Origin of the sequence: Fibrella aestuarina BUZ 2, from assembly GCF_000331105.1 — a bacterium.
Lineage (GTDB): Bacteria > Bacteroidota > Bacteroidia > Cytophagales > Spirosomataceae > Fibrella > Fibrella aestuarina.
This window is the reverse complement of record NC_020054.1, coordinates 666,681-692,036: the sequence shown is the minus strand read 5'-3', so window position 1 is coordinate 692,036 and position 25,356 is coordinate 666,681. Positions and strand designations below refer to the sequence as shown.

Sequence of the window (25,356 nt, the reverse complement as noted above, 5' to 3'; positions counted from 1 at the left end):
TCAGCCTGTGGCAGGCAAAGCCGCTTTAGGCCATCTATCCAACCCCTAAACCAATAATCCGATTGCGGCGCTAAATCCATCTTAACCGTGTATCTTCCATCCACCATCGATTAGACTTAACCGATTCATGAACCCTGTTATTGACATTACTAACCTGGAGCAATACTACGGCTCTACGAAGATCCTGAAGGGTATCGATCTCAGCGTGGAGGCGGGTCAGGTTGTGGGCTACATTGGCCCCAATGGAGCCGGTAAATCCACCACCATCAAAACGTTGATCGGTATGTTGCCCGATTATCGGGGTGAGGTGCGGGTGCTGGGCCACGACCTGCGCACGGAAGCGATGGCCGTAAAGCGGCGCATTGGGTACGTTCCCGAAAACGCCGCCCTCTACGACCTGCTCAGCCCGATGGAATACCTGCGTTTTGTGGGGCAACTTTACGAACTCGACAACGCCAGCATCGAACGCAAAGCGGCCGACCTGCTGCGCCTGTTTGGGCTGGAATTTCAGGCCAACGACCGCATGACCACCTTCTCGAAAGGAATGCGGCAAAAGGTGCTGCTCATTTCGGGCCTTCTCCATAACCCCGACCTGCTGTTTCTGGATGAGCCGCTCTCGGGGCTCGACGCCAACGCAGTGGTGCTGGTGAAGCAGATCATCCGCCAACTGGCCGACGCTGGCAAGACGGTTTTCTACAGCTCGCACATCATGGATGTAGTCGAGAAAATATCGGATCGCATCATCATCATCAACGCCGGGCAGATCGTGGCCGACGGCTCCTACGCCCAGTTGCAGGCGCAGCGTGATTCGGAATCGCTCGAACAGTTGTTTGGGCAGCTTACTGGCACCGGTACGCAGAATACCGTCGCCGAAGAGTTCATCCACACCCTTACTCAATAAGCCCGAGCGCCTCGGACTCATCCGTTTCTATGACTCTCTGGATTACAGACCGGCTGCTACCGCTGTGGCAGTTGCTGGGCGTAAATTACGCCCAGATGCGGGCCATCCTGGCCGTAAAACTCTCGCTCGACAACCGCCGCCCCGTACCAGCCTTTACCAACTGGCGCCAGAAAGAGGGGCAGAATACCAATGGGTACTGGAAATCGCTTGCCCTGTATGCCTTCTTGGGCCTGTTCACGGCTATACCGCTCGCCTTCGTGTCGCCGGGCGCCGTACTGATGCCTGCGGTGCTGTTCTTCGGCTACGTCATGGCCATCTGCGCCATGACGCTCATCACCGATTTTTCGGCGGTCGTGCTCGACTCAACCGATAACCAGATTTTGCTGTTCAGGCCGGTCGATGGGCGCACGATCCTGGCCGCCCGGATCACGCACATCGCCAGTTACCTGCTCACCTTTGCGCTGGCGGTCAGCGTAGTGGGTATCCTGATCATATCCAGCCGGTTCGGGCCGATTGCCGGGTTGCTGACGCTCCTGCTGGTGCTGTTGGTGGCCATTCTGTCGCTCTTTCTGACCAACGTGTTCTACCTGCTGCTGATGCGTTTTATGAGCGAAGAACGGCTGCGCGAAACCATCAACTATTTCCAGATCGTGCTGGGCGTGCTGTTCTACGGCAGCTTTCAGCTTATGCCCCGCTTTTTCAACAACGCCGACCCACTCAACCCAACCCTGCTAACCGGGCAGTGGTGGATGCTCCTGCTGCCCCCTTTCTGGTGCGCAGGCAGCCTCGACCTGCTCATCAACCAAACCGCCGATACTTGGCATTGGCTGGGGCTAGTCCTTATCCTGACCGTTCCGTTTGCAGGTCTTTGGCTCATGAGTCGGGTGCTGGGGCCGCTATTCGGCAACCGCATGGCCACCCTCGATCTGGCCGAACGGCAGCCCACCGCCCCACAACCGACAGCCACCAACGTACCTGGCTCCCTGGCGAAACCATCGCTGGCCGATCGGCTGGCCGGCTGGCTGACAACCTCGCCGCTGGAGCGCGCCACCTTCACCATGATCTGGCACCTCACCAGCCGCGACCGGAAATTCAAACTGAAGACGTACCCATCGCTGGCTTTCGGCATCGTCTATGTCGTGATGATGAGCAGCCGCCAGTCGGGTATGGCGTCGTTTTCGCAGTCGCATCTGTTTATTCTGTACCTCAGCAGCCTATACATGTTGGGCGCCATCATGCAGATCACCGTTTCGGACAGCTACAAAGCCGCCTGGATCTACGCCACCACGCCCATCAGCCGGCCCGGTGAACTGCTGGCGGGCGGACTGAAAGCCGTAATCGTCAAGCTGATGCTGCCTTATTTTGCCTTACTGGCTGCCTACGTGTTTTACCGGAAAGGCATCGACGTATTGCCCGACGTGCTGCTGGCGCTGACGGGTTCGCTGGTGATGCTCCTGATTTCGGTCACGATGGGTGAACGTAGCTTACCGTTCTCGATGACGCAGGATGCCGTGCAGCAAAACATGACAACGCGCTCCCTGATCAGCATGCTGGTCGTCGGGCTGGTGGGTGTAGCGCATTGGGGCCTGAGCTACATCCCGTATGGCGTGTGGGCAGCAATCCCCATCATGCTACTCATTGCGTGGCTGCTGTTCCGGTCGTACCGCCGCACCGATTGGGGCGGTATCACCGTTGTGTAACCCTATTTCAGACTTTCAATTACGATCTCTTCAAAACCGGGAAGCGTTTTGTAGGCATAGGTAGCCCGCCAGGGCGTGTCTTTGTAATCATACGACACCTCCAGAAAAGGCTTCTGCGACTTCCCGTCGGTGTCTGACACGCGCGTGTTGATGCGGACGGGAATGTTCTCGTAGTAGTTGAAGTAGTTGGGGTGCGTGAGGTAGCCCAGCGGGGTGGTATCCCAGGGCACAAACCCGTCGGTACCAAAGAGCTTTTTGTTGAGCAACTGCCAGGGCCGCAGAGTCTGACTCAGCCAACGGTCGCCCGCCGAGCCCCGCGCCAGGAAATCCAGATCCGTTCGCCCCAAAAAAGTATACACGCTGCACTCGTAGCCCGACAGCACCACCTTTACGCCCGAGTCGAACAACACCCGAAAAGCGTCGGGGTCCATCTCGAAATTGTAGTCGCCCACCGTCAGCGTTTGCAGACCAGGCCGGAAGGGCAACCCCGGCGTACGACCCGCACAAACCACCACCGACTCGATCTGCGTTGCCAGTTCGGGATGGTTTTTCAACACAGTCGCCACATTGGTGAGGGGGCCAATGGCTAGAATTGGCATTTTTTCGCGACGTAGCGCCGCCGCCAGCGCCCTACTGGCATCCGTTTCGCGCCCAATGTCGCGCAACGTATCCGAGCCCCGATAAACCGGAATCTGACGCCCGGTCTTATTATAATAACCCAGTAGTTTCTGAGTAATTGCCGTCCCATACGTTACGTAAGTGACTGTGCTGATGCCCACCAGCTGTACCTTGTCGGCATGCCGCAGGGCCATCATCAGGGCAATGGCGTCATCAACTTCGCGGGCGCCACTTTTATCGGGCATCCCGACCATGATGTCGGTATCGAGCCAGATCCGTTTGGGTGACGGCTGCCCCAATAACGTACCTGACCGGCCTAGTAACCCCAAAACCAGTAGACCCCAAAAAACGGCACTCGCCCGACTTCTCCGTCGGTAACTTGATTTCGTCTGCTTCATAAAGTGTCAATGAATGGCTTACGCGCCCTTAAGCCATGACCAACTGCTCACCTACGGCCAGTAGCGCCACTTTTTCACCAAGTGACAACGTCAGCGGCAGCTGAGCCAGCCCGATCAGGCGGCGTAATATCTCAATGCCCGTAAACTGGTTCAGGAGGCGTTCATCGAAGCCTTCGGGCCGCACATACGTCGCCTTGACCAGCCTGATCAGTTCGGCACCCTGTCGGGCCATGTGCATGTGAGCGATCATAACGCCCAGGTCAAACTCAGCGGGGCCATAGAAACAGAATTCCGGATCGATCACCCGTACGCCACTCGCTGTCTGAAGCCAGCTGCCGGGGTAAAAGTCGCCGTGCAACAGTGTCACCAACGTACCGGCGGGCGCCGCGCCAACGTACCGCTCGCCGAGGGCGTGTGCAGCGACCTTCAGCGCCTCGTTTTGCTTGTAGGGCAGGGCGGCTTCCTGTAAGCCTGGCTCTACCGTATCCAGGTCAAACCCGTTCTCCTCCAGGAACGGGTAGCTGAAGATATGCTCATAATTAAGCCGCCTCATGGCATCATTGGCGAACGCTAAATCGAGCTCAGCCGTCTGGAATTGCGCATGCAATAAGGATAAATACCCAACAAGCCGTTTTATATCCTCGGCATGGATTTTGCTGGCCTGCTGGTAAAGCCAGGTGTAGTCGCTGGACGTACCCAAATCCTCCAGCACCAGCACCGATTCGGCTTCATCCATACCCAACAGTGCGGGCATTGCCTGCGCCAGTTGGGGGTTGGTGGCGATCTGTTGGTAGAAGCGCCCCTCGATCACGGCGCGTTCGGTGGGGGCAGCGATACTTGGATACTTCTCAACGTACCCACGCGCCTGTTTGACAATCAGTGACCGGGTAGTCGTTTGAACCCGCAGTGTATAGTTCATATTACCCTCACCGGGTTTACTGAGCGAAACGATGGGTTCATCGTCGCTGAGCCAGCCGTTGCGGATCAGGTAGGTCTGTAGTTCAGTGGGATGCTGCGCATCAAGGTGCATGGTAGTCCGAGTTAATGGTGCAAGATTGTCTTCGTCGGTGAATAAACCGATTGAGTGACTAATAAATGATTTTGATTATCGTTCACCCATAAACGCATAGTGATAAATGGTTACCACCACTACACATCTTAAGCAACCAAAACCAGGTATTCAGTTCGTTAAATTGGGCTTTCTCCAGGCAAGTTACTGCTGATTAACGCATCGGTTGGACCATTCGCTCCGATTGCCGGTCGGTTTGTGGACATCCCGTTGTAACTCTCCGTTGCGTCAACGATTTTCCCTATTTTAGCCGCTCAAATGGCCGTTGACCAGACTTAAAGCCCTCCACCCAGAAACGAAACGAACGCCTGTGTTACTGCCGTCTGCCCGCTGGGGCATCCTTCTATTGCTGTGTTTGCTTACTGATTTAGCGCTAAGTCAGGGAATGCCCACTGTACCCACCGAGGTTCAGTTTGCGGGCGTTACCGTCTACCTGACGGCCCCCAGTCAGCAGCGGGTGCAGCAGGAAATAGCCCGGCTTTACTCAGACCCAACAGGTCTGCGCAACGCCATCGAGCAGATGCGCAACATCGATTCGGTACTGGAACCCCTGCTGGAAGAACATAATGCCCCCTCCGATTTCCGATACGCCTGCCTGCCTTTTCAGCCTAATGGCGGCTATTGGGGGCTCGACGCCACCCGCGCCAGCCTGTTGCACCTACGCGTGGACAACGTCGTCGACGAACGCCTTAACCTCTCGTCGGCCTCCGACGCCACACTGGCCGAGCTGACTGCGCTGCTGACCAAACGCACCAACTGGGCCAGAACGCTGATTGCCTTTCTGCAGGGCCAGCGGTCGACCATGGCGGCCGACGTACCGGCCAACACGCCCACGGCAACAAAAGGCACACTGCAACTGGGTCTCGACAGCCCCGATGCCATCTGGACGGTGCTGGCGCGCAAGCTGGTATTCGAGCGCGAAGCGCCGCTGATTCGCCCAACCGATCAGTTTCTGCTGTACGATTACCGGCAGGGTCGGGGCAAATCGCTGGCTTCCATTGCGGCCGAGTTGGGCATCGAACAAAACCGGTTTGTGCCGTTCAACGAGTGGCTCAAAGTACGCCTGATCCCTACCGACAAGACGTACCCGGTGCTGATCCGCCTGACCCCCAACGAGTATATCTCGGTGCGGAGCCAGGTCAACGCAACCGTACAAACCCAGCAATCGCCCGCGCAGCAGCCCGTTCGGCGCGATATGGGCTTCCCCGTGCTTCGTCGCCTGCCCGTCTCCACCTCCAATGACCCGCTTACCCGGGCGTCGGCTATTTTCTACGAAATCAACGGGCACAAAGGCATTCAGGCCCAATCGTGCGACAACATCATTACGCTGTCGTATTACGGCGGCATGGACCTCAAACGGTTCATGCAGGTCAACGACCTGACCGAGCGCGACCTGATCAGGCCCGGCGAGTTGTATTACCTGGAAATGAAAGACCGCAAAGCCAAGGTGCCGTTCCACGTAGTGCAGCCCGGTCAGACGCTGCGCGACGTGTCGAACATGTATGGCGTTCGGCTTAAATCCCTGTTGACGTTCAACCGCATGGAGGCTACGCAGCGCGTGCAGCCGGGGCGTATTCTCTGGATGCAGGAACGCCGCCCGAAAGATCAGCCGGTCGAATACCAGAAAATGCCCGATGTCTTCCCTGATTCCGAACCGGCACTTGCCCAGCGCAAGCTCACGCGGGAAGATGAGGAATCGGCGGTTGATAGCCCGGCCCCGCCCAACTGGACCCTCGCCAACCCCGACTCGTCGCAACGGGCTATCTCGATGCGCATGGGTACCGCTACGCCTCGCCCCACCCCGCCGCCCACCGACGGTGGTAACGCCAACAAGGGGTTTGCGTTCTACACGGTGAAAAAAGGCGACACGCATTCGAGCGTTGCGCAGCAGTTCAACCTGAAGCTCATCGACCTGATGTCGTGGAACAACCTGTCGTACCGTAAACCGCTGGTTCCCGGCTCGCAGCTGATCGTGAGCCGCCCCGTCACGGTTGCCGATGACGAACCTGCGCCCACAACCACCCCGTCGACCAACAGCCCGAAACCGGCCCCCACAGCGCCACAGCCCGTTGTGGCCGACAACGTACCCCCAACGCGCCCGGTCACCGGAACGCCGTCGACAACGGCCACCACCGCCACGACCCGTCCCGTTCCGTCACCCACTACTACCCGCCCGACGCCCCCGACAACCAAACAGCGCGAATACAGCGAATCGTCGGTCGACATCGACAGCAAATGGAACCCGCCGCCACCCAAGTCGGTCATTCGGGTGCAGTCGAAGGGGGTCATCAATAACTTCCGGGTCGAGACGCCCAAGGTCAACGGCAAGCAGTTCTACCATGTCGTGCAACCGGGACAGACCGTTTACCGGGTCGCCCTGATCAACAAAGTGAGCATCCCCGACCTGATGCGCTGGAATAACCTAACCAACTACAACATTGAGGTTGGTCAGCGGTTATTGATTCGGAAATAGGCCAGCGGCAGCCCTGCTTTCCTACCGTACTGCTTCATCTGCTTTCTGGTATTTTGCCGTACATTTGTTATGTACGCTTCGGCCTGATTATCGTCGATTGGCACGAAGCGTCAGTCAATTATCATTCCGGCCCCGACTGGCGCAGCATGGCAATACCAGCCCTTGCTGAGGCGTTTGATAGGTAGCTTATTGGGTATGTATACGCGCACCACACAGGATACGAAAAGAAAGGCGGCGGCAATCGCGTGGCAACGTCGGTTGGTGGCGGTAGGCCTGGCCTGCCTTGTGGCTGGCGGCCACGCGTGGGCACAGCCACGTACCCAGCCAACGGCCCCTGCCTCCAGCACCCTCCCCGCCGATAACGGGGCGATTGCCCAGCCAACCAGTAAATCAGATAAGGCCGTTGCCGAGGAAACCGAGTTTACCGACGCCTACCGCTACATTCTGGTCGACGAGCCGACGAAAGCCATTACGGCCCTTGAAAAACTGATTCAGAAGAACCCCGACAACGCCGCCGCGCAGTATGCGATGGCTACAGCGTTGATCAAGGCCGGTAAAACGAGCGAGGCGCTGCCCTTTGCGCAGAAAGCCTACCGGCTCAACGCCGGCAACTCCTACTACCTGCTTCAGGTGGCCGAACTGTACGTCAAACAGAAACGCTACGCCGAAGCCGAAGAACTATACGAAACCCTGCTTCAGAAAGGGCAGGAAACCATCGAATACGGCGTTGAACTGGCCGCTATTTACCTCTTCGACGATAAGCCTGACAAGGCCCTCGCCACCTACGACCGCGTGGAAAAGGCCATGGGCCTGAATGAAGAGATCACCCGCCAGAAACAACGCATCTACCTGAAGCAGAATAAGGTCGACAAGGCAATTGAAGAGGCCGAAAAGTTGATCGCCTCGGAGCCCGCTGACCCCGATTTCCTGGTCGAGGGGGCCGAACTGCTAGTGGCCAATGAGCGCGTGCCGATGGCCATCACCTGGCTCGAGCGAGCGCTGAAGCTGAACCCCGACAGCCCTCAGGCCCACATGATGCTGGCCGACATTTACCGCAAGCAGGGCAACATGGACAAGTCGGGCGAGGAGTTGCAGAAAGTGCTGTCGAATCCGAATCTGGAAGCCGGCCTGAAGGCCCGCATTCTGTCAAGCTACATGGGCATCGCTGGCGACAGCCCTGTGGTGAAGCAGGACGCCTTGAAAATGGCCGAGAATCTGGCCAAGCAAAGTCCTAACGATGCCAAAGCCCAGGTGATGCTCGCCGATTTGCTCACGCAGCAGAATCGGAAGGCCGAAGCCCGGGATGCCTACGTACGCGCCGCCCGCCTCGACCCCTCGGTTTATGAAGTGTGGGGCGCCATCATCGAACTGGACAGCGATCTGGGGCAGGTCGACAGCATCCTGGTGCACACCGAAAAAGCCCTCGAAGTCTTTCCGGCGCAGGGGCGGCTGTGGTATGCCAACGGCTCAGCTCACCTTTACCGCCGCCATTACCAGCAGGCCGTAGATGCGCTCGACGAAAGCCGGAAGCTGCTGTTCAGCAACACCCAGATGCTGGCCGACATCAACGGGCAGTTGGGTGACGCCTACAACGGCCTGCGCGACCACGCCCGCTCCGACGAAGCCTACGAGGCCGCGCTCAAAACAGACCCACTGAACGACCGGGTACTCAACAACTACAGCTATTTTCTGTCGTTGCGGAAAGAGAACCTGGCCAAAGCCAAAGCCATGTCGAGCAAGCTGGCCGAGCGGCACCCTAAAAATGCAACGTACCTGGACACCCACGCCTGGGTGTTGTACACGCTGAAAGAATACGCCGAAGCCCGGAAGTTTCTGGAGCAGGCCATCGCTGCCGACCCGGCCAATATCAGCGGGACCATTCGTGAACATTATGGCGATGTCTTGTTTCAGCTAGGTGAGAAAACGAAGGCCATTGACCAATGGCGCTTGGCGAAACAAAAAGGCGAGACCAGCGACCGGCTCGATCAGAAGATCGCCGGCGGAAAATTGTATGAATAGAAGCCTGCTGCACGCACTCTTCCTGTTAGTTCTGTTGACGCAAGCGGCCTGTCACCGGCGGCAAGTAGTCACCAACTCCCCCTCGTCTACCCCCGATACGCTCGCCCAACGGCCCGGAACGTACCCAGCCCCCGCCGACACGGCGCGGATCGTCAGTGCCCCGGCCACCGGAACGACAGCGGCTCCCACAACGCCCGCTCCCACGTCGACGACGGCCAACACCCGCCCCCGGCCCGGTATCGAAGAAGCTCGCGCCAACGTGGCCGAGATCGACTTCCGGTACCTGACGGCCAAATCGAAGCTGTCGTTCAAGAGCAAAACGCAGGACATTAGCAACGCCAGCCTCAACCTACGCGTGCGCAAAGACAGCCTCATCTGGATCAGTATTTCCAAACTGGGCATCGAAGCCGTGCGGGCGCTCATCAGCCGCGATTCGGTCGTGATCATGGACAAGCTGCAACAGGAGTACATCGTTACTGATTTCCCCACGCTGAGCCGCCAGTTCAATTTCGATATGAACTACGACCTCCTGCAAGCGCTGATCGTGGGCAACCTGCCCTTGCCCAAGCGGCCCGCTCAGAAGATCAAAAACGAGCGCGATTACCTGTTGCTGCGGCAGGATGCCGGTAAAGTGCTGGTCGAAAACTACATCGGCGAAAACGACCGGAAGCTCAAACGCCTGATGGTCACCGAGCAGCCGACCAAAAACGCGCTTCGGCTGGATTACGAAGATTTTAACGCGCTCAATAACTTCGTGTTTCCGTATTCAAGTCTGGTCACGCTCGACTACACGTCCAAAACCGACGGGCAGTTCTACCAGACGCTGATTCGCATCAAACACAACAAAGTCGAGTTGGTGGATAAAAACCCCGGTTTCCCCTTCACCATCCCGGCGAAGTACCAAAGAAAATAAAGAGTGAACGAGCGAATGAGTGAAAGGGTGATGACACTAATGCAACTGTTCTTTCACTTCTTATCTCATTTACTCTTTCACTCATTCACCCTATGCGCTGCCTCGTTCTACTGCTGTTTATCCTGGTCTCCACCGCCCCGTTACTGGCTCAGAAACGGGACCGGCAGGCGTTGGAGAACGAAAAGCGGCGGAACATGGCCAAACTGGCCGAATTGCAGGCTGTGCTGAAAAAGACCGCCTCGGAAAAGCAGGTGTCGATGAGTCAGCTAAAGGCCCTCAATGAGCAGATCGAGGCGCAGACCAAACAGATCAACCTGCTCTCCGACGATATAAAGCTGAGCGAAACTGAGATCAGCGACCTGCGCCGCGCCAGTCAGGTGCTCGATAGCGACCTGAAAAAGCTGCGGGTCGAATACGCGCAGATGATCTACGCCGCCGACAAACGCCGCCAGCAACTCAACCCGCTCGGCTTTCTGTTCTCGTCGGAAAACTTCAATCAGTTGGTGGCTCGCTACCGCTACCTGAAACAGTACGCCAAAGCCCGGCAGACCCAGAAAGTACACATCGAAAATGTGCAGGGCGAACTGAGCGCCAAGCGTAACGCCACCGAGCGCAAACGCCGCGAACAGAAAGGCGTGCTGACGGCCAAGGTGCAGGAGACCGAGAAGCTCGAAACGCTGAAAGACGACAAGAACAAGGTGGTGCAGCAGTTGAGCCAGAAAGAGAGCGAACTCCGCACCGAACTGGCCGAAAGCCGCCGCAACCTGGGCCGACTCGAAAACATGATTACGGCCATCATCGCCCGCGAAGCCCGCGAACGTGCCGCCCGGGCCGCCCGCGAACGCGCCGAACGCGCCCGCCTCGCCAAGGTCGAAGCCGCCCGCCGTGCTGCTGAACGCCGCGAAGCCGAGCGCAAACGCGCCGAAGCCGTAGCCAAAGCCGCCGAAGAAGGCAAACCCGCCCCGCCGCCCGTGGTGATTCCCGAACCGGAGCCCGCCGCGGCCGCCGCCGACGCCACCCGCACAAGCAGCAACCTTAACCGCGAAGAACTGGCCCTTGGCTCGTCGTTTGCCGCCTCGCGCCGCCGCCTGCCGTGGCCCGTGCAGCGCGGCTTTGTGTCGGAGCGGTTCGGCGTGCATGCTCACCCGGTGCTGAAAGGCGTGAAAGTCTCCAACCCCGGCATCGACATTCAGACCAACGCGGGCGAGCCCGTCCGGGCTATCTACGACGGTATCGTGATGAACGTCGAATACGTGATGGGCAGCCAGAACGTGGTGGCCATTCAGCACGGCGATTACTACACCATCTACGCCAAGCTCAAAGACGTGCGCGTGAAAGTAGGCGAACGCGTAAAAGCCCGCGAAACCATCGGCGCCGTCAGCACCGACAGCCGCGGTAACGCCGAACTGCAATTCCAGATCTGGAAAGAGTTCGCCAAAATGAACCCCGAAGCCTGGCTGGCACCAAGGTAGTGATAAGTAACGCACGGCTCCAGCCGTGTCGGTCATCTCATCTCGTACAGTGCTGTCATGGGAGGTTATTCCAGCTAAAATTGACTGGACAAAAGCGCGTTCCGTTCGTTATTCACTAAACGACAACGCAATGAACAAGGAAGGAACGTACCCGGCATGGCTTTTTCTGGTGGCCCTTTGCTTGATGGCGGGCTGCGGCCACAGTCAGTCGACGGAGCAACGTACCCAGGCAACTAGCCCAACGGCGGAACGTACCCAGCCCGCAACCGGCTATACCGAGAAGAAACCCGCCTACGACGGCATCGGCAAAGTCTACATGGGTCGGGAGATTGCGCAGGTGATGGGGCATCTGGGCGCCGAGTGGCTCGAACGCCCCGAACGGCAGCAGGAAGAACGCACTGATCTGCTCCTTGATATCCTCGACCTCAAACCTACCGACGCCGTAGCCGATATTGGCGCTGGTACGGGCTATTTCACGTTCCGGCTCGCCAGGGCGCTGCCGAAGGGCAACGTTTTCGCCGTCGATATTCAGCCCGAAATGATCGAGTACCTGAATCAGGGCAAGAAAAAAGCCGGAACGCCCAACGTGCAACCCGTGCTCGGCACCATCACCGATCCTAAACTCCCCGCCAACAGCGTCGACATCGCCCTGATGGTGGATGCCTACCACGAGTTTGATCACCCCCGCGAAATGGGTCAGGCGCTGGTGAAAGCCCTTAAACCCGGTGGTCGCATCGTGCTGGTCGAGTACCGCGGCGAAGACCCCAACGTACCCATCAAGGAGCACCACAAAATGACGGCCCAGCAAGCCACCCGCGAAATGGCGGCCCTCGGCCTGAAGCTGCTCAAAAACGACGCCCGCCTCCCCCAGCAACACGTGCTGATCTTCGGGAGAAACTAACGAGTGAAAGAGCGAATGAGTGAAAGAGTGTGGTTACAGCACTAGTGTGCAATCTAGTAACCCACCACTCTTTCACTCATTCGCTCTTTCACTCTTTTCCCTACGCCAGCTTGCTCTTGCGGTAGCCGTACGAGAAATACAGCACCAGACCGATCACGAGCCAGATCACGAAGATGACCCAGTTGGTGATGCCCAGTTCGGTCATCAGGTAGAGGTTGGTGAGGATACCCAGCACCGGGAGCAGTGAGAAATTCCGCCGGAAGGCCAGCACCGACAACGTACCCCACACAAGCCAGAACACGATCAGCAGGGGTTTTTCGGCCAAGCCAGCCGTGAAAGCGCCCGCACTGAGCGCGTAGGCCAACGCCAGCACAAACCCGATCCCGATGATGTACTTGCCGTTAACGTAAGGCACTTTGAACTTCGACTGCGCCGAGAGCCCGCTGCTGTCGAGGTACAAAATACCGCCGCACACCAGAATGAACGCGAAGAACGTACCCACGCTGGTGAGGTCGATGAAAAACTGCATGTCCAGAAACAACGACGGAATGGCTACCAGCGCGCCCGTCACAATCGTCGCGAACGAAGGCGTGTGAAAACGTGGGTGAATCTGGGCGAATTTGGGCCACAGCAGCCCGTCGCGGCTCATCGTCATCCAGATACGCGGTTGGCCCAGCTGATACACCAGCAGCGCGCTCGTAATGGCCACCACGGCACTGACCGAAATAACGCCCGCAATGAAGTTCATGTCTACTTTCTGAAACACGTAGGCCAGCGGATCATCGACGCCCAGTTCCTTATAGTTTACCATGCCCGTTAGCACCAGCGTAATCAGCACGTACAGCGTGGTACAGATGGCGAGGCAGTATAGCATGGCGCGGGGCAGATCGCGCTGTGGGTTTTTGCACTCTTCGGCCGTCGTCGAGATGGAGTCGAAGCCGATAAAGGCAAAAAACACCGACGCCACCGACCCCAGCACCCCTTTGATACCGTTGGGCGCAAACGGCGACCAGTTTTCGGGTTTCACGAAGAAGGCTCCCGCTACGATCACCAGCGCAATCACGGCGAGTTTCAGTACCACCAGCAGGTTGCTCGCCGCCCGCGACTCTTTAATTCCTACGTACACCAGCGACGTAATCAGGACGGTGATCACCCCGGCGGGCAGATCCAGAATCACTTTCAAACCACCAATACTTGGCGCGGCATCATAGGCCGCCGCCAGCATTTTTTCGCCGTCGGTCAGCGTTTCGGTGCCCGCTCGCAGTTTTTCGGCCGCGCTGGCCGCCGAGCCATAGTCAGTACCCAGATAGTCGGGAAAATGCACCCCGAAACCCGCCAGCATCGACGTGAAGTATTCGGACCAGGAAATGGCCACCACCATGTTGGAAACGGCATATTCGAGAATAAGCGCCCAACCGATGATCCAGGCGAAAATCTCACCAAACGACACGTAGGCGTACGTATAGGCGCTGCCACTTACGGGCACGGTGCTGGCAAACTGGGCGTAACTCAGGGCCGTAAATACGCAGGCGATCGCCGTAAACACAAACAGCAGCGACACCGCCGGGCCACCCGCCAGACTCGCCCGCCCGATGGTGCTGAAAATACCAGCCCCAATGATGGCGGCAATTCCGAAGGAAGTCAGATCACGCACCCCCAGAATTTTGGTTAGCTGATGACCGCCCGTGTCGCCAACGGCCTGTGTTACGGATTTTTTGCGAAGGATAGAATTGCTCATGAAATGCGTTCGTGGCGACGCACAGAGTTGCGTCTCTACGACTAAAATTGCTGTTTTTTGCCGAAAATACGTTATCTCCGTGCAATGTCGATTCAGATACAGAACCTAACCAAGCAATATAGCGCCAACGGGACCGATACCCGCCGGGCCGTAGACGACCTCACGTTTTCGGTCGAACCGGGGCAGATCGTTGGTTTTCTGGGGCCGAACGGAGCCGGAAAATCCACCACCATGAAGATTGCCACGGGCTACCTGCCACCCAGCAGCGGCACGGTGCTCGTCAACGGCCACGACGTGCAAACCGACCCGATGGCCGTTCGGCGCAGCGTGGGTTACCTGCCCGAGCACAACCCGCTCTACCTCGATCTGTACGTGAAGGAATTCCTTCGGTTCGCGGGGCGGCTCCACACCCTGAGCGGGCAGGCCCTGAGCCAACGCGTTGCCGACGTACTCGAGCAGGTGGGCCTGGGGCCCGAGCAGCACAAACGCATCGGGCAACTGTCGAAAGGCTACCGGCAACGCGTAGGACTGGCGCAGGCACTATTGCACAACCCGCCCGTATTGATCCTCGATGAACCCACCACCGGCCTCGACCCCAATCAGCTGGCCGACATCCGGCAGGTGATCAAAACCGCCGGTCGCGACAAAACCGTGCTCTTTTCCACCCACATCATGCAGGAAGTAGAGGCCCTCTGCGACCGCGTCGTGATCATCAACAGAGGCCAACTCGTCGCCGACAGCCCCCTGGCGGAACTGCGTACCCGGTACGGCGGCGGTCAACTCGTGGATACGGCAACGTACCTGGCTGAATTTGAACGCGATTTACCCGACCCAGCACTCCTGCGCAGCCTGCCCGGCGTGACGGCCGTCGAGCGCACCGGACAGGGGCAGTATCAGGTAACGGCACCCGCCAACGCCGACCTGCGCGCCGCCATCTTCCGCCTCGCCGCCGACCGCAACCTCACGCTCATTGGCCTCCGCCAGCAGGAAACCTCCCTCGAAGGCGTGTTTAAGACGCTGACGGGTGGGAATGAATAATGTACGTGAATGAATAATGTACAATGTACAATGGGGTATGCTAGCAGTACGCCGTCTGGCTCATTATACATCATACATTGTACATTATTCATTCACCGATATCGTGTAATGCGCGACGAACGCGCTCCGGGGCGTGACGCGCTGAATGCCCTGCTTGCCTTCGATGGGGCGGGGTTTGGTTTCGGTATCGGCGACGCCCAGCCAGGGTTCAATGCACACAAAAGGCGCACCCGGTTTGGCCCAGATGCCCAAATACGGAAACAGCGCAAAGTCGAGGCGGATGTGGTGTGGGTTTTTATGGCTCCGCAACGTGACGCTCCGTGATTTGAGCGTCAATAACACCAACGCGTCGTTGTCAAACAGGTCAGGCGTCAGGTTCAGGTGTCGCTTGTCGAGCGCCACCGGTTGTTTGTCGCCCGACAGCAGGCCACTGGACGCCAACGTGCTGGTTTCCAATACTTCATCGTCAGCGAATTCAATGTAGTAATCGGAGTACGTTTCGTCGGGTGCAAACGGCACATTGAAAGCCGGGTGCGCACCCAACGACATAAACAGGTTGGTCGACGTAGGGTTCTTTACCCGGTATTTGACTTCGAGTTCGCGGTCGTCGAGCGTGTAGCTGATCTCGAACACAAACTCGTACGGAAACTGCTGTTTGGTCGCTTCCGACGAACGCAGCTCAAAAACGGCGTGCGTGTCGGAGGCCTCTGTGCAGGTAAAGACGCTGGTTCGGGCAAAACCGTGGCGTTTCATTGGGTACGTCTGTCCGTCGATCAGCAGTTGATCGTTGGTTTGGCCGCCTACCACAGGAAAAAGATTAGGCGCATGCCAGGGCCACACGTTGGGGTCGGCCTGCCAGAGATGTTCGGTTTGGGTCGTCAGGTCGAACAACGACGTTAGTTCGGCTCCCTGCTCGCGAATACCCACCCGGAGGTATTGATTTTGAAGTGTATAGGGCATGATCGATGTGTTTCTTGCTAAATATCGGCGGTTTGGTAACAACGACAGGCGGAGTAACGTAAAAGCGAACAGCGCTTAATAAACGGTAATCTAACCCGTACATTTTCTCTGCTGTTTTTATAACATTGCCCCCACGAAGCCGTTTATGCCATAACCTGCTAACAGTCAGTTTTGAAAAACAAATAGCGTATCGTGTTGCATTAGTGTTTTTTTTTACTTTTGCAGCCTCAAAAAATACGGACCTTAAAAGCGTAATTTTTTCTACTATGTACTGGACTCTCGAACTTGCATCTTACCTGGAAGATGCTCCCTGGCCCGCCACCAAAGACGAACTCATTGACTTCTCGATCCGGTCGGGCGCCCCGCTGGAAGTGGTTGAAAACCTTCAGGAACTGGAAGACGACGGCCAACCCTACGAGAGCATCGAAGAAATCTGGCCCGATTACCCTACCAAAGACGACTTCTTCTTCAACGAAGACGAGTACTAATGAATAATGTACGATGTACAATGTACAATGGGCCGGGCGACGTTCCGCTTACGAAAGCCCGCTTGCCGACAGCGCCATTGTACATTGTACATCGTACATTATTCATTCTACGAAGAATGATCGCTGACGATCAGCCAGCGACCGTTGATCTTGCGCCATAAGAGCGTAAAATGCCCACCTACGTCGCCAATCTGCGGGCGGGTCAGGTGCCACTTCCCGATCACGTAGGCCACGTTGGGTCCGGGAAAGTCGACCTTCAGAATCGTGAAGGCCAACGTACCCATCGACGCCCGGTCGGGGTAGCGCTTTTTGTAATTGGCCAGCGTGGCCGCATACCCGTAGGTAATCCCTGCCTTCCCCACAAACGTTAGCGAATCGGACGGCCAATAGCCAACCATAAACTGCTCGACGCGGCCGGCGTTCCAGTCGTTGTTCTGGCGTTTTAGAATACCAAGCACTTCCTGGCGGTCGGCCGCTGTCTGGGCCATACTCGATTGAGCGAGCGCGAGTAGAACGATAAGGCAAAGCAGGTGTCTCATTTTTGGCGAACTTTAGGGCATGAAATGGTTACGTGATTTTTACCGGGAATATAAGCCCTACGTCTTCTCCGACGGGTGGTATTACATTTTCATTATCGTTTTCATTGCCCTGATGTTTCTGTTTTTTGCCTAGCTGATGCCCGCCACCGACCTGCTCGTTATTATCAATCCGCTTTCAGGTACGTTGCCGCTGGCGCAGAAAGAGGCCCTTCGCACCTACATTGTGGCCGAAGCGCAACGTCAGGGCTTTCAACCGGAGATCATCACCACCACCCACGCGGGCCATGCCACCGAGCTGGCCGCGCAGGCAGCCCGAAGCGGCATCCGGCGCGTGCTGGTCATGGGGGGCGACGGTACCGTCAACGAAACGGCCCGCGCGCTCCGCAAAACGGCCACGGCGCTGGGCATCATCCCGATGGGGTCGGGCAATGGGCTGGCGCGGCACTTGGGGATCCCGATGAACCCGCAAAAAGCCATTCAGAAAGCCATCAGTGGGCGGCCCGTTCTGATCGACAGCGCCGAACTGAACGAGTTGCCTTTTTTCTGCACTGCGGGCCTGGGTTTCGAGGCCTACGTAGCCCACGAATTTGCCAAACAGCCCGTGCGTGGGTTACAAACCTACGTCCGCACCACCTATCAGGCCTTCTGGAATTACCAACCGGCCAGTTACCTCATCAATAACGTACCTGCCGGGCCACTTTTCTCGCTGACCATCGCCAACGCTGCCCAATTTGGCAACAACGCCTGGATTGCTCCCAACGCTAACGTCTCCGACGGCCTGCTCGATGTATGCCTGATTCGGCCCTTCCCCGGCCACATGGTGGCCATGATCGGTTGGCAGCTCTTCAACCGAACCCTCAACCAATCTTCCTACTGGGCAAGCCAGCCTCTCCGGCAGGCCACATTGGCCAAAGTCACCGACGATGCCCCTGACCTGGATGGGCCAGATACGTTGCTGGCCCATGCCGATGGCGAACCCGTGCTGCTTCCGGGCAACGAGTGCACGGTTCGGGTATTGCCGGCCAGCCTGTTGGTGCTCCTCTGACCTGCTTCCGCTTATACGTAGTTCTGATTGGCCGGCTCGGTTTCCTTCGCCGACGCTTCGGGCAGGTAGATGGCCCGGTAGGCAATTACGCCCAGCGCCAACGCATAGAAGATAAACGGCGCCCGCGCATCCACGGCGGTCAGCAGCGTTGTCGCCACGGCCGCCATGAAACTCGCCACGCCGCCCAGCGCCTGCGTATCGCCGAAAATACTACCCTGCCCCTCTCCTTTCGATACGAGTTGCGAGGTGAGGCCCGAGATCAGCCCGGCGAGCAAACCAATACTCAGCGAATCGACGGTAGCCGCGATGTAGAGCATCATCACGCTCCCACCCGTGAACGCATACAGCCCCATCACGCCGATGCCCACGAAAGCCAGCACGATCAGCATTTTCCGTTGGTTGACGTGCTTAACCGCAAACTGAAAAAACAGCAGGTTCGTGGCAAAGGTGATCAGGCTGTAATAAATGAAGAAGAACGAGGCCTGTTTGGGCGTCAGGCCCAGATCGCCCACAATGAGGTAGGCGATGAAGTAATTGTAGTAGCCCAGCGCCAGCAACGACAGCAGTTGCAAAATATACAGGTCTTTGAAGCCCTCTAGCTTCTTGTCGACCTCGGCGAGTTGATCCCAGAGCGTTTTCACTTTGATCGCGTTCAGGGCTTTTGCTTTCAACTCTTTCAGTTCGACCGGCTGCTTCTCCTTTTGGTTGGTCTCTTTAAAGATGAACGTCAGCACCACATTGAGCACCGCCAGCCCGATACACATAATCACGATCGGAATGGGATCGAACCGGGCCTGCGCCAGCGCGATGATCAGCACACCGCCCACCGCTGGGCCAAACAACGCGCCCAGCGCCGTAATGCTTCCCTGAATGCTCGTTTGCTGCATCATGTCCTGCTTGGGAGCCATGTCGACCACCGCCGAGCGCAGCACCGACGACATGCCATTGGTTGTGCCTTCAACGGCCCGGTTGCTCAGGTAACCACCCACGTTGACCGGGAGCAACAGAAAGGGTGCCAGCAGGGAGCCAAGCGCGGTACCGATCAACACGGGGCGGCGCCCAATTTTGTCGGATAAAGCCCCCAGTACGGGCGATAACACAAGTTGCAGACCCAGCAACAGGGCCGAGCCAGCCATGACCCAGACCTGCTTGGCCGACAGCGTTTCGGTGTATTTGTTGAACAGCGGGCCTACCCCTCCCGCAACGACGGCATCAATAAAGGTGATGCCGTACACAAGTGCCAGTTTTGGATTCTTGAACATCAGCGTGTACACAAAAAAACCTGCCAACCGGCAGGCTATGTGCTAGATTAAGCAACTCATTGTTTAACTAGTTAGTCGATCCATTTAATAGATTTAAGATCATTCCTGCGTTCCTATTTCGGTGATTTCCCGCTTACCGGGCCGTTAGCAAGGCTTATTTTTGCCCTTTTCCCCGGCGGGCCACCTCAATTTCGCTAACCTTTTTATTGATTGAGAGCTCGAAATAAAAGGCGGAAACAGTAGGCCGCTCGCCTGCGTTACTCAACCATTATGCAAGATATTGAACCGTTTTATGGCTGGGAGAAGTACTATGCTGCTTCCGACGATGAGCAGTCGCCGTTCTACGAACGTACCTACAATACGATGCAGTACGAGAACGACATTTACGGCTACTACATCCATCCGCTTTGGGACGAGATCGGTTCCGAAACGCTGTATTGCAAGATTCTCTACGCCAACTACGAACGGCAGGCCGTGGTGATCGAGCTGTTTGGCGAGTGGAACGACACGCTCCATAACGACATCATGCACCTGAAACGACAGGTGATCGATCCCCTGCTCAAGCAGGATATCAAGTACTTTCTGCTGATTGGCGAAAACCTCCTGAATTTCCACGGCTCCGACGACAGCTACTACGAAGAGTGGTTCGACGAGGTCGAAGACGGCTGGATTACGGCCATCAACTTCCCCGATTTTGTGGAGCAGGAATGGAAGCGCTTCCGCCTCGACTATTACATCAACTTCGGGGGCACCCTGCACATTCCCAACTGGCGCACCCTGAAACCGATGCAGCTGATTGACGTCGTTAACGGTCTGATGGTAAGACGGCTGGGATGAGCGGTTTGGAGTTTGCCGTTTGATGTCTGATGTTTGAGGGCGCTTGAGCGGGGTACCATCCGGGTAGCTTTCGCCAAGTCACGCCAACCGTTAAACGACAAACAGCAAACACCTTTTTCAATGGAGCAGAAAACCACCGCCACGGAGCAACTACAAGCCGCCAAAACCGCCGCCGCCGAAAAGCTGGAAGCGTTTAAGAACGAAGCCAGCCAACACCTGAATACCGCCGCCAATCAGCTCGACGAATTGAAAGATCAGCTGGTCGCGAAAGCCCGTGAAGCCGGTAAAGACATCGACATCGAGGGACTGAAAACCCAGGCCGCTACCCACTTCGACAACGCCAAAGCCTCGGCTGCCGACGCCCTGTCGTCGTTGCAGGCACAGGCCGAAACGGCTTATGCGGCGGCCTCCGCCAAAGTTGACGAACTCGCCGACATCGCCGACGATAAGTTTGACGACGTACGGGCCGAAGCCGCCGTTCAACTCGAAGCGGCACAGGCTAAACTCGACGAAGTAAAAGCCGAAGCCGCCCTCCAGATCGAAGCCGCCAAAGAAAAGGCTAAAGCCCTCTGGAGTTCAATCTTTAATGAGTAAGTGATGAAGGTATGGCACGCAGATGACGTGGATTTTTGGGATAGTCGCAGATCTTGAAATGTGTTTCGTTAGCGGGCGGTTTAAACCGCCCGCTAACGAAACGACCCTTACTGTGCTCTTGATAAGTATCAGATCCTCATTAATCCCCCCAGATCCGCGCCATCCGCGTTCGACCAATTCATCAAAGCACCAATTGCTCGAATAGCTTCGTCAGCATCTCGGCTGGGTCGGTGCAGAAGCCGGGGTGCACGGGTGAGGTTTGGACGACCGTACTGCGGGCGGCGGTGAGCCAGCGAAAGCGCGAGGCGGGCGGCAATTGCCCGATGGGGCCACTGCCCGGACCGCCCAGACTAACCTGTTCAAGAGCCTGCAACCGAGCGCTGATTTCGGCGCAGCGGTCGGCCAGTTCCGGCTCAGGTACGTTCGGCAGGAAGGCCCGCAGACGATCGGTGGGCAACACCCAGCGCGTTTGCAGAAACCGCTGCGAAGCGCAGAACAGAATTACACCCACATTCAGAAACTCCTCCCGCTCCACGCGCGGCACCACCCGGATCACGGCGTATTCAACTAAGTGCTTGTCGGGCATGGAGCGCTTCCTGAATAAAGATGGACGAAGCCGCCAGCCGGGCTTCTAGAAATTGGCTATACATGGCCCGTTGCGCCGCTTCCGACTCGAAGGCCCGGTCGGTGAGCCATTCGTCGGGTACGTTGGCAACGATGGCTTGAAGCTGATCGGGCGTCAGCCGAGCGCGAAACTCAGCGTCGACGGCTTCCAGCTCGGACGCATGGGGCAGCAGCACGTGATCTTTCACCTGCGCAAACGGCCGCTCGACAAAGTCTTGCCACGGTTGGCCCGTATGGTGAAAGTACAGAGCCGCGCCGTGGTCGATGAGCCAGAGCTCCTTATGCCACATGAGCATGTTGGTGTTGCGGGCGGTGCGGTCTACGTTCATCGTCAGGCAGTCGAGCCAGACAATTTCGGAAGCCAGCCGCGCGTCGATCGTCGTCACGACGGGGTCGAACGTCATGGCGCCCGACAGGTAATGCAGACCCAGGTTCAGGCCCGTACTGGCCTTCAGCAGATCCTGAATCTCTTCGTCGGGCTCGGTGCGGCCGAAGGCTTCATCCAGTTCGGCAAAGACCAGCTCGGGCACGCGCAGACCCAGCAACCGCGCCAGTTCGCCCACAATCAATTCGGCAATCAGCGCCTTTTCGCCCTGCCCCGCCCCTCTGAATTTCAACACGTATAGAAATCCGTCGTCGGCTTCGGCCAGTGCGGGCAGCGAGCCCCCCTCGCGCAGCGGCGTTACGTAGCGCGTCACCGCAACGGTTCGTAGTTGGTCGGTTGTCATGAAACAAAGGTAGAAATGCAAACCCTTGCGTCTTCCATGTGTCAGTAATCACTTCGGCGCCGAAAGCTAGCCGCCACGATTGCCAACTTATTTATTATCGGCGAATGGACGTACGGTCACCGTCCGGGGCGCCACCATCGTGCCCAAACGAGGCGTGCTTCTATCTTTATGACAAATTCCTAAACACATGCCGCTGCTCTTAACCTTTATCGGGATTCTGGCCCTTATTGTGCTCATTGCCTATTTCCACCTCGATACGTTCATCTCCTTTATTCTGGTGTCTATCGGCATCGGGCTGGCGGCCGGGATGGAGGTGGGCGCCGTGGGCAAGTCGATTCAGACGGGCATTGGCGGCACCCTGGGCGATCTGGTGCTGATCATCGGCTTTGGGGCCATGCTGGGCCGGGTGGTGGCCGAAAGCGGCGCTGCCCGCCGCATCACCGACGTGCTGATTGGCTGGTTTGGCGTGAAAAACATCCGCTGGGGGCTGGCGCTGGCCGGGTTCATCATCGGCATTCCGCTGTTCTACAATGCCGGGTTTATCATCGTCGTTCCGCTCATTTTCACCATCGCCGCCAGTACCAAGCTCCCCATGCTGACCATCGCCATCCCGATGCTGTCGGCCTTGTCGGTGGCGCACGGGTACCTGCCGCCGCACCCCTCACCAGCGGCCCTCGTGGGGCAGTTGCAGGCCGATATTGGCAAAACATTGCTGTACGGCATCATTGTGGCTACCCCTGCCATCATCATCGCCGGGCCTATTTTCGGCAAAACCCTGGGCCGCTTCACACCCAAACCCGACCGCGAAGTATTTGACCCGACCGAGGCCCCCAGGACCGATTTGCCCGGTGCCGGTATTAGCTTCTTCGTGGCACTGCTGCCGGTGCTTATGCTCACCATCTTCGGGCCGCTCCGCACGTACCTGAAAACCCACGGCCTGGAGCAGACCCTGGGCGGTAAGGTGCTCTACCTGATGGGCGAGCCTTATGTGGGCATGTTGCTCTCCGTGCTGGTGGCTGTCTACACGCTCGCCATCCGGCGGGGGCAAACCACCAAAGCCGCCATGAAAATGCTGGAGGAGGCCATCAAAGCAGCCGCGCCCATCCTGCTGACCATCGCCGGGGCAGGGGCGCTCAAGCAAATCTTCAACGATTCGGGCACGAGCGTTTACATTGGGCAGCAACTGGCCGGGCTGCACATGCCCCCACTGGTATTGGGCTGGGCTATGGCCGGGCTCATCCGGGTGTGTGTCGGGTCGGCCACCATCGCGGGCCTCACTACGGCGGGCATCATGCTGCCGTTGCTCCAAAGCCAAACCGGGGTTAATCCCGAACTGATGGTGTTGGCTATCGGCGCGGGCAGCCTTATGCTGTCGCACATCAACGACGCTGGTTTCTGGCTGTTCAAAGAGTATTTCAACCTCAGCATCGCCGATACCCTACGTACCTGGTCGGTCATGGAAACGATCGTTGGTGTCGTAGGACTGTTAGGCGTGCTGGTTTTGGATACAATTGTGTAATAATTGCATTGCCAAAAGAAAACTTACTAATTGAAAATTTGCCATTTACCCGGTTTAGCAAATAAAAATTTGCTACATACTTCTGTTTACGGAAGTTAATTTTATTTTCGCAGCTAATTAAAAAAGACCGGTACAGGCCCTTTCGGCAAACTAACCACGGTGTTCAGCGTTACCTTCTTCTGAACTCAATCATCAGGCGTATGCAACAGCTTGGCATGCATTCCGTTTCGCCCGTCATGGGCGATCCCGCCGACACGCCGCTGGGCCGAGGAATCAAACTCATCGGCATTGGTAAATACGGTAGTAAACCCCTCTCGCCCGAGTTGATTGCGGAGTGCCGCGCCGCGCTGCTGTCGGGTACGGCGCACCCGCTACAGATGGGTGCGTTTATTGGCGCGCTGCTTACCAAAGGGCCTACACCCGACGAACAAACCCTTGAAACCTGCTTTGGGCGCGATGCGTTCTCCCTCCCAACGTTTCTGGTGCAGAAACTCTGCCCCACCCTGCCCGAAAAGATGCTGCCCATTGCCGTCAAGCTGGTGCGTGGGCATACGTTGCAGGTAAGCGAAGCCCGGCAGTTGGGTGATTATCTCTTCGGTGATCAGGCGGCCGAATCGCAATGTGAGCATTTTCGCGGGCTGGCCGTCAGCATCATGCGGGTTCGCCACGAAACGAATGACGAATATGCCGGGCTGTATCAGGCGGCGATGGCAACACTGGTGCCCGGTTTTCAGGCCAAACCAACGCAATCGGTGCGCCACATCGTGCAGTTGGCTGAACCGTTCGATGGCGTCGAGCATTCCTACCTGATCACGCCGTTGCTGGCCAATTTCGTGCAGCAGCGCGGCTACGGGGCGCTCTCGCTGGTGGGCCGCACGCCGGGCCCCAAATACGACCTGAACGCCCACGACCTTTACATGCACCTCGGCTGTGATTTTCTACAAAGTCAGCACGAGCTAGCTACCCCTCTGCCGACTTATGGCTGGGTACTGGACCAGAAAGCGATGTCACCCGCCCTCAACCGCTGGGTCGATCGGCGGCGGATCTTGCTCAAGCGGCCCTTTCTATCCACGCTGGAAAAACTGCTGAACCCGGCCCGTGCCAAAGTGCTGGTCACGTCGGTCTTTCACATTACGTATCAGATGAAAATGGCCGAGCTGGCTCTCATGGCCGGTTTCGACGCCGCCATTGTGCTCAAGCGGGGGTTAGAAGGCACACTTGCGCCGTCGACGTCGCGGGCTTCGGGCGTTTTGTGCGCCGTCAGGACCGCCGCTAATCACTTGTTCTTTCAGCATTTCGACGCCGACCGACCCGAGTTTGCGCCCTACCGAACCGAGATCGACAACGAAGTGCCGCACCCGCAGGCCGCCGACAACGCCCGGCTGATCCGGCAATTTTTAACCGAACAACGTACCCAGGATGCCGAATTCGACAACCGTGTTCGCTTTGGGCAGGCATTGCTAGGCCGCGGCCTCGACTGGATCGAAGGGCAACTGGAGCGAACGGCTTAACCCATTCAG

The 25,356-nt window shown here is 57.5% G+C and carries 22 protein-coding genes; 14 read left to right on the top strand and 8 right to left on the bottom strand.

The window, feature by feature from the left end; genetic code table 11:
- Window positions 1–127 precede the first annotated feature (127 nt).
- Window positions 128–901, top strand: coding sequence for an ABC transporter ATP-binding protein (locus FAES_RS02695; RefSeq protein WP_015329653.1), 774 nt, complete (start codon window positions 128–130; stop codon window positions 899–901).
- Between the two features lie 29 nt (window positions 902–930).
- Complete coding sequence (locus FAES_RS02690) at window positions 931–2,601, top strand: magnesium transporter CorA family protein (protein WP_015329652.1); 1,671 nt, start codon at window positions 931–933, stop codon at window positions 2,599–2,601.
- A gap of 2 nt (window positions 2,602–2,603) precedes the next feature.
- On the opposite strand, the gene FAES_RS02685 is transcribed toward FAES_RS02690, so the two are convergent.
- The gene (locus FAES_RS02685) at window positions 2,604–3,617 is read right to left on the bottom strand and encodes a nucleoside hydrolase (protein WP_015329651.1); all 1,014 of its coding nucleotides are present in this window, start codon (window positions 3,615–3,617) and stop codon (window positions 2,604–2,606) included.
- Between the two features lie 28 nt (window positions 3,618–3,645).
- Window positions 3,646–4,647, bottom strand: a complete 1,002-nt coding sequence (locus tag FAES_RS02680; RefSeq protein ID WP_015329650.1) for a phosphotransferase — start codon at window positions 4,645–4,647, stop codon at window positions 3,646–3,648.
- 424 nt (window positions 4,648–5,071) lie between these two features.
- Between FAES_RS02680 and FAES_RS02675 the strand changes: the two genes are divergently transcribed.
- The 5 genes from FAES_RS02675 to FAES_RS02655 all read left to right on the top strand — a co-directional run bounded on the left by FAES_RS02675 (window position 5,072) and on the right by FAES_RS02655 (window position 12,464).
- The gene (locus FAES_RS02675; protein WP_015329649.1) at window positions 5,072–7,159 is read left to right on the top strand and encodes a LysM peptidoglycan-binding domain-containing protein; all 2,088 of its coding nucleotides are present in this window, start codon (window positions 5,072–5,074) and stop codon (window positions 7,157–7,159) included.
- A gap of 195 nt (window positions 7,160–7,354) precedes the next feature.
- A complete protein-coding gene (locus FAES_RS02670) occupies window positions 7,355–9,178 on the top strand; it encodes a tetratricopeptide repeat protein (RefSeq protein WP_015329647.1) in 1,824 nt (607 codons plus the stop codon).
- Window positions 9,171–10,091 carry a lipoprotein insertase outer membrane protein LolB1 gene (gene lolB1 / locus FAES_RS02665; RefSeq protein ID WP_015329646.1) on the top strand — a complete coding sequence of 307 codons (921 nt, stop codon included), beginning with the start codon at window positions 9,171–9,173 and terminating at the stop codon, window positions 10,089–10,091. The genes FAES_RS02670 and lolB1 overlap by 8 nt, the downstream gene beginning before the upstream one ends.
- A gap of 92 nt (window positions 10,092–10,183) precedes the next feature.
- The gene (locus FAES_RS02660) at window positions 10,184–11,563 is read left to right on the top strand and encodes a murein hydrolase activator EnvC family protein (protein WP_015329645.1); all 1,380 of its coding nucleotides are present in this window, start codon (window positions 10,184–10,186) and stop codon (window positions 11,561–11,563) included.
- A gap of 130 nt (window positions 11,564–11,693) precedes the next feature.
- Window positions 11,694–12,464, top strand: a complete 771-nt coding sequence (locus FAES_RS02655; protein WP_041257417.1) for a class I SAM-dependent methyltransferase — start codon at window positions 11,694–11,696, stop codon at window positions 12,462–12,464.
- 100 nt (window positions 12,465–12,564) lie between these two features.
- Here the strand turns inward: FAES_RS02655 and FAES_RS02650 are convergent, their stop codons facing one another.
- Window positions 12,565–14,202, bottom strand: coding sequence for an amino acid permease (locus tag FAES_RS02650; protein ID WP_015329643.1), 1,638 nt, complete (start codon window positions 14,200–14,202; stop codon window positions 12,565–12,567).
- Between the two features lie 84 nt (window positions 14,203–14,286).
- On the opposite strand from FAES_RS02650, the gene gldA reads away from it, so the two are divergent.
- Window positions 14,287–15,240, top strand: a complete 954-nt coding sequence (gene gldA, locus FAES_RS02645; protein WP_015329642.1) for a gliding motility-associated ABC transporter ATP-binding subunit GldA — start codon at window positions 14,287–14,289, stop codon at window positions 15,238–15,240.
- An 84-nt stretch (window positions 15,241–15,324) separates the two neighbouring features.
- Here gldA and FAES_RS02640 read toward each other — a convergent pair whose 3' ends face one another.
- A complete protein-coding gene (locus tag FAES_RS02640) occupies window positions 15,325–16,200 on the bottom strand; it encodes an aldose 1-epimerase family protein (protein WP_015329641.1) in 876 nt (291 codons plus the stop codon).
- Window positions 16,201–16,466: 266 nt separating this feature from the next.
- Between FAES_RS02640 and FAES_RS02635 the strand changes: the two genes are divergently transcribed.
- Complete coding sequence (locus tag FAES_RS02635) at window positions 16,467–16,688, top strand: DUF2795 domain-containing protein (RefSeq protein ID WP_015329640.1); 222 nt, start codon at window positions 16,467–16,469, stop codon at window positions 16,686–16,688.
- A gap of 107 nt (window positions 16,689–16,795) precedes the next feature.
- Here FAES_RS02635 and FAES_RS02630 read toward each other — a convergent pair whose 3' ends face one another.
- The gene (locus FAES_RS02630; RefSeq protein WP_015329639.1) at window positions 16,796–17,227 is read right to left on the bottom strand and encodes a YybH family protein; all 432 of its coding nucleotides are present in this window, start codon (window positions 17,225–17,227) and stop codon (window positions 16,796–16,798) included.
- Between the two features lie 136 nt (window positions 17,228–17,363).
- Here FAES_RS02630 and FAES_RS02625 point away from each other — a divergent pair, with 136 nt between their 5' ends.
- Window positions 17,364–18,272, top strand: coding sequence for a diacylglycerol/lipid kinase family protein (locus tag FAES_RS02625; RefSeq protein ID WP_015329637.1), 909 nt, complete (start codon window positions 17,364–17,366; stop codon window positions 18,270–18,272).
- Window positions 18,273–18,283: 11 nt separating this feature from the next.
- Here the strand turns inward: FAES_RS02625 and FAES_RS02620 are convergent, their stop codons facing one another.
- Complete coding sequence (locus FAES_RS02620) at window positions 18,284–19,534, bottom strand: MFS transporter (RefSeq protein WP_041258528.1); 1,251 nt, start codon at window positions 19,532–19,534, stop codon at window positions 18,284–18,286.
- A gap of 270 nt (window positions 19,535–19,804) precedes the next feature.
- Between FAES_RS02620 and FAES_RS02615 the strand changes: the two genes are divergently transcribed.
- Window positions 19,805–20,371, top strand: coding sequence for a hypothetical protein (locus FAES_RS02615; RefSeq protein WP_015329635.1), 567 nt, complete (start codon window positions 19,805–19,807; stop codon window positions 20,369–20,371).
- A 120-nt stretch (window positions 20,372–20,491) separates the two neighbouring features.
- A complete protein-coding gene (locus tag FAES_RS02610; protein WP_015329634.1) occupies window positions 20,492–20,965 on the top strand; it encodes a hypothetical protein in 474 nt (157 codons plus the stop codon).
- A gap of 181 nt (window positions 20,966–21,146) precedes the next feature.
- On the opposite strand, the gene FAES_RS02605 is transcribed toward FAES_RS02610, so the two are convergent.
- Both FAES_RS02605 and FAES_RS02600 read right to left on the bottom strand, forming a co-directional pair.
- Window positions 21,147–21,551, bottom strand: a complete 405-nt coding sequence (locus FAES_RS02605; protein ID WP_015329633.1) for a DUF3037 domain-containing protein — start codon at window positions 21,549–21,551, stop codon at window positions 21,147–21,149.
- The gene (locus tag FAES_RS02600) at window positions 21,529–22,317 is read right to left on the bottom strand and encodes a HipA family kinase (protein ID WP_015329632.1); all 789 of its coding nucleotides are present in this window, start codon (window positions 22,315–22,317) and stop codon (window positions 21,529–21,531) included. Before FAES_RS02600 ends, FAES_RS02605 begins: the two co-directional genes overlap by 23 nt.
- 187 nt (window positions 22,318–22,504) lie before the next feature.
- Here FAES_RS02600 and FAES_RS02595 point away from each other — a divergent pair, with 187 nt between their 5' ends.
- Complete coding sequence (locus FAES_RS02595) at window positions 22,505–23,836, top strand: GntT/GntP/DsdX family permease (protein ID WP_015329631.1); 1,332 nt, start codon at window positions 22,505–22,507, stop codon at window positions 23,834–23,836.
- A 200-nt stretch (window positions 23,837–24,036) separates the two neighbouring features.
- Complete coding sequence (locus tag FAES_RS02590; RefSeq protein WP_015329630.1) at window positions 24,037–25,347, top strand: Anthranilate phosphoribosyltransferase-like protein; 1,311 nt, start codon at window positions 24,037–24,039, stop codon at window positions 25,345–25,347.
- Window positions 25,348–25,356 lie beyond the last annotated feature (9 nt).

Bases quoted from the DNA above. Each gene is read 5' to 3' on its own strand.
- FAES_RS02620 (WP_041258528.1), bottom strand. From the start codon at position 19,534: ATGTTCAAGAATCCAAAACTGGCACTTGTGTACGGCATCACCTTTATT.
- FAES_RS02610 (WP_015329634.1), top strand. From the start codon at position 20,492: ATGGAGCAGAAAACCACCGCCACGGAGCAACTACAAGCCGCCAAAACC.
- FAES_RS02695 (WP_015329653.1), top strand. From the start codon at position 128: ATGAACCCTGTTATTGACATTACTAACCTGGAGCAATACTACGGCTCT.
- FAES_RS02650 (WP_015329643.1), bottom strand. From the start codon at position 14,202: ATGAGCAATTCTATCCTTCGCAAAAAATCCGTAACACAGGCCGTTGGC.
- FAES_RS02680 (WP_015329650.1), bottom strand. From the start codon at position 4,647: ATGCACCTTGATGCGCAGCATCCCACTGAACTACAGACCTACCTGATC.
- FAES_RS02675 (WP_015329649.1), top strand. From the start codon at position 5,072: ATGCCCACTGTACCCACCGAGGTTCAGTTTGCGGGCGTTACCGTCTAC.
- FAES_RS02600 (WP_015329632.1), bottom strand. From the start codon at position 22,317: ATGACAACCGACCAACTACGAACCGTTGCGGTGACGCGCTACGTAACG.
- FAES_RS02660 (WP_015329645.1), top strand. From the start codon at position 10,184: ATGCGCTGCCTCGTTCTACTGCTGTTTATCCTGGTCTCCACCGCCCCG.
- FAES_RS02595 (WP_015329631.1), top strand. From the start codon at position 22,505: ATGCCGCTGCTCTTAACCTTTATCGGGATTCTGGCCCTTATTGTGCTC.
- FAES_RS02655 (WP_041257417.1), top strand. From the start codon at position 11,694: ATGAACAAGGAAGGAACGTACCCGGCATGGCTTTTTCTGGTGGCCCTT.
- FAES_RS02590 (WP_015329630.1), top strand. From the start codon at position 24,037: ATGCAACAGCTTGGCATGCATTCCGTTTCGCCCGTCATGGGCGATCCC.
- gldA (WP_015329642.1), top strand. From the start codon at position 14,287: ATGTCGATTCAGATACAGAACCTAACCAAGCAATATAGCGCCAACGGG.
- FAES_RS02625 (WP_015329637.1), top strand. From the start codon at position 17,364: ATGCCCGCCACCGACCTGCTCGTTATTATCAATCCGCTTTCAGGTACG.
- FAES_RS02640 (WP_015329641.1), bottom strand. From the start codon at position 16,200: ATGCCCTATACACTTCAAAATCAATACCTCCGGGTGGGTATTCGCGAG.
- FAES_RS02690 (WP_015329652.1), top strand. From the start codon at position 931: ATGACTCTCTGGATTACAGACCGGCTGCTACCGCTGTGGCAGTTGCTG.
- FAES_RS02615 (WP_015329635.1), top strand. From the start codon at position 19,805: ATGCAAGATATTGAACCGTTTTATGGCTGGGAGAAGTACTATGCTGCT.
- lolB1 (WP_015329646.1), top strand. From the start codon at position 9,171: ATGAATAGAAGCCTGCTGCACGCACTCTTCCTGTTAGTTCTGTTGACG.
- FAES_RS02685 (WP_015329651.1), bottom strand. From the start codon at position 3,617: ATGAAGCAGACGAAATCAAGTTACCGACGGAGAAGTCGGGCGAGTGCC.
- FAES_RS02605 (WP_015329633.1), bottom strand. From the start codon at position 21,551: ATGCCCGACAAGCACTTAGTTGAATACGCCGTGATCCGGGTGGTGCCG.
- FAES_RS02630 (WP_015329639.1), bottom strand. From the start codon at position 17,227: ATGAGACACCTGCTTTGCCTTATCGTTCTACTCGCGCTCGCTCAATCG.
- FAES_RS02635 (WP_015329640.1), top strand. From the start codon at position 16,467: ATGTACTGGACTCTCGAACTTGCATCTTACCTGGAAGATGCTCCCTGG.
- FAES_RS02670 (WP_015329647.1), top strand. From the start codon at position 7,355: ATGTATACGCGCACCACACAGGATACGAAAAGAAAGGCGGCGGCAATC.